The organism is Nocardia sp. NPDC060220 (genome assembly GCF_042727815.1).
Classification (GTDB): domain Bacteria; phylum Actinomycetota; class Actinomycetes; order Mycobacteriales; family Mycobacteriaceae; genus Nocardia.
In genome coordinates this window covers 1-3,010 of sequence record NZ_JBHWZY010000828.1, presented here as the reverse complement: position 1 = coordinate 3,010, position 3,010 = coordinate 1, and the positions used below count along the sequence as shown (strand labels likewise).

General features: G+C 64.9%; 3 protein-coding genes. 2 read left to right on the top strand and 1 reads right to left on the bottom strand.

Going from position 1 to position 3,010, the window contains the following annotated elements; all coding sequences use genetic code 11:
- The first annotated feature begins 325 nt into the window (after positions 1-325).
- Both ACFWF3_RS30335 and ACFWF3_RS30330 read left to right on the top strand, forming a co-directional pair.
- Entirely contained in the window at positions 326-1,213 is an 888-nt protein-coding gene (locus ACFWF3_RS30335; protein WP_378992040.1) for a sterol desaturase family protein, read from the top strand.
- A complete protein-coding gene (locus ACFWF3_RS30330; RefSeq protein WP_379317093.1) occupies positions 1,210-1,719 on the top strand; it encodes a DoxX family protein in 510 nt (169 codons plus the stop codon). The genes ACFWF3_RS30335 and ACFWF3_RS30330 overlap by 4 nt, the downstream gene beginning before the upstream one ends.
- Positions 1,720-1,725: 6 nt before the next feature.
- Here the strand turns inward: ACFWF3_RS30330 and ACFWF3_RS30325 are convergent, their stop codons facing one another.
- Complete coding sequence (locus tag ACFWF3_RS30325) at positions 1,726-2,811, bottom strand: epoxide hydrolase family protein (protein ID WP_379317091.1); 1,086 nt, start codon at positions 2,809-2,811, stop codon at positions 1,726-1,728.
- Positions 2,812-3,010 lie beyond the last annotated feature (199 nt).

Sequence of the window (3,010 nt, the reverse complement as noted above, 5' to 3'; positions counted from 1 at the left end):
CGTCGAGAAGCGCCTGAAGTGCTGCGAGATCTTCTGGAGTTTCACGCAAGGCGGTCCCTTATCTGTGGATGGTGCGGCAACGGACGATTCCCATCCTCGACCACAACCTTGACATCTTGTGTCAGGTTTCCGTCCGATCTTCGCCGCCCGACAGGCAGATCGAGGTTGCCCGGCGAGGGCGTGCATCAACGTCTTCGCGTCGGGGAGTCGGTCGAGGTCCAGCTCCTGGCGGCAGTGGCGAGACGACCGTTGGACAGGCGTTGACAGTGAATTTACTATTTTGTAAATTACTCATACGTCAAGAAGAGGAGTCGGCTTGCTGTCCGTGTTCTGGGACCACATCAACAACCCGTTGATCTACGCAGTTCCGTTCTTTCTCGTCTTCATCGCCATCGAAGCGCTGAGTCTGCGCCACGCGGACGCCGAGGACACACCGCGGGCCTACTCGCCCATCGACTCGCGCACCAGCATCACGATGGGTTTCGGTGCGATGGGCGCGATGGCACTGTTCAAGCTCGCGACGCTGTTCGTGTTCGTGATCCTCTACGCCGAGCTGGCGCCGTGGAAGTTGCCCACCGGCTCCTGGTGGTACTGGCCGCTGTTGCTGGTGGTCGTCGATATCGCCTGGTACTGCAATCACCGGTTCTCCCACCGTGTCCGCATCGGCTGGGCCGCACATCAGGCACATCACTCGAGTGAGTACTTCAACCTCGGCACCGCCCTGCGACAGAAGTGGAACCCCTGGTCGGAGGCGATCTTCTGGGCGCCGCTACCCCTGCTGGGCTTCGCACCGTGGACGATCTATGTGGCCTTCGCCTTCAACCTGATATACCAGTTCTTCACCCACACCGAGACGATCGACAAGATGTGGCGCCCGCTCGAATTCGTGTTCAACACCCCGTCCCACCATCGCGTCCATCACGGCAGCGACCCCGAATACCTGGACCGCAACTACGGCGGCATCCTGATCATCTGGGACCGCATGTTCGGCACCTTCCAGGCGGAACTGCACACTCCCACCTACGGTCTCACCACCCCGGTCGGCACCTACAACGTGCTGCGCCTGCAGTACCACGAGTACGCCAACATCGTCCGCGACGTTCGCCGTGCGAGCCGGTGGCGTGACCGGCTCGGCTACGTCTTCGCGCCGCCCGGGTGGCAGCCGGCTGTGCGGGAACCCGTGGTGGGTGTCGCGAAGAAGCAGGCGGCATGAATTCCGTCGACGCCGCGGCCCTCGTTCTCCGGCTCACCCTCGGCACCGTCGTCCTCGCTCACGGCATCAATCACGCCTGGGGTGACGGCAAGCTGACCGGCACGGCGGGCTGGTTCGCCTCGATGGGTCTGCGTCCAGGGATGGTGCACGCGGTGCTCGCCACGGTGACCGAGATCGTGGCCGGCCTGCTGCTCATCGTCGGGATGCTCACGCCTTTCGCCGCGGCCGCGGTTGTCTCGATCATGATGGTCGCCTTGGTCACCGCGCACCGAGACAACGGGTTCTTCATCTTCCGGCCCGGCCAGGGCTGGGAGTACACCGCCGTCCTCGCCGCGACTGCCGTGGTCATTGCCATTCTCGGGCCGGGTCGCTGGTCGGTTGATCATCTGGTCGGCATCGCGATGGACGGCACAGCACCGCTGATGATCTCGGTCGTGCTCGGCGTCGTCTCTGCGACGCTGCTGCTCGGTGTGTTCTGGCGGCCCACACCGCGCGACAGCCGCTGAGCGAGGTCAGCCCTCCTTGATGCTGTTCAGGAAGAACTCTCGGATATCGGCGGCGAGCAGGTCGGGAACCTCCATCGCGGCGAAGTGACCGCCTCGGTCGAATTCCGACCAGTGCCTGATGTCGTAGAGCTGCTCGGCCAGCGGGCGCACCGACTGGGTGATGTCATGGGCGAAGACGGCGACGCCCAGAGGCACCGGGCACGGCGCGCTCCCCCTCGCCGATTCGCGGTGTAGCCGTGCCGAGGATGCCGCGGTGGCGGTGAGCCAGTACAGGGAGATGTCGGTGAGCATCCGGTCGTCGCTGATCGGTGAGCGTGGATCTGTCCATTGCGCGAAACGTTCGGCGATCCAGGCGAGTTGGCCGACGGGCGAGTCGGTGAGCGCGTAGCCGATGGTCTGCGGGGTGGCGGCCTGGAGTGCCTGGTAGGGCGGTCGATTCGCCATCAGCTGTTTGATCTTGCCAAGTCGCGCTTCGTCGGCGTCGGAGAGTTCGACATCCGGGTTCGGCCGCGTCGGCAGGTAGTTCACATGGACGCCGACAACGTTGTCCGGCGCCACCGCTGCGAGCGACTGGGAGATACCCGAGCCGAAGTCGCCACCCTGCGCGCCGTAACGCTCGTAGCCGAGCCGCCGCATCAACTCGGCCCACGCGCGCGCCACCCGGACGATGTCCCAGCCGCGCTCGTGGGTCGGCCCGGAGAACCCGTAGCCCGGAATTGACGGGATCACCAGGTGGAAGTCGCGCGACAGTGGTTCGATCACGTCGAGGAATTCCAGGAACGAGCCGGGCCAGCCGTGGGTGAGGATCAGGGCGAGCGCGTCCGGCTTCGGCGAGCGGACATGGACGAAATGGATGTTCTGGCCGTCGATTTCGGTGGTGAAGTGCGCGAGTTCGTTGAGTCTCGCCTCGTGCGCTCGCCAGTCGTAGCCGGTGCGCCAGTATTCGGCGAGTTCCTTCAGCCGCGCCAGCGGGAAGCCGTAGTCCCAGCCGGCGTCGGCGAGCTCGTTGGGCCAGCGGGTGCGGGCGAGTCGTTCGTTGAGGTCGTCGATATCAGCCTGGGGGATGTAAGCGCTGTTTGTAAGCGCATACATCACTCTGTGGGAACCCGGCTGATGAGGCAATAGGGGCTTGGTCACACTCTCGTAACGGGAGTGACATCAACGGGAACGACACCAACCGTGGTGGCGTCCTGGGACCGCCCGGGACCCACCGTGGTGGCGTCCTGGGACCGCCCGGGACCCACCGTGGAGGCGTCCTGGGACCTCCCGGCCCGTGCCGTGACGGTCATAC

Coding starts and splice junctions, on each gene's coding strand:
- ACFWF3_RS30330 (WP_379317093.1), top strand. CDS start 1,210: ATGAATTCCGTCGACGCCGCGGCCCTCGTTCTCCGGCTCACCCTCGGC.
- ACFWF3_RS30325 (WP_379317091.1), bottom strand. CDS start 2,811: ATGTATGCGCTTACAAACAGCGCTTACATCCCCCAGGCTGATATCGAC.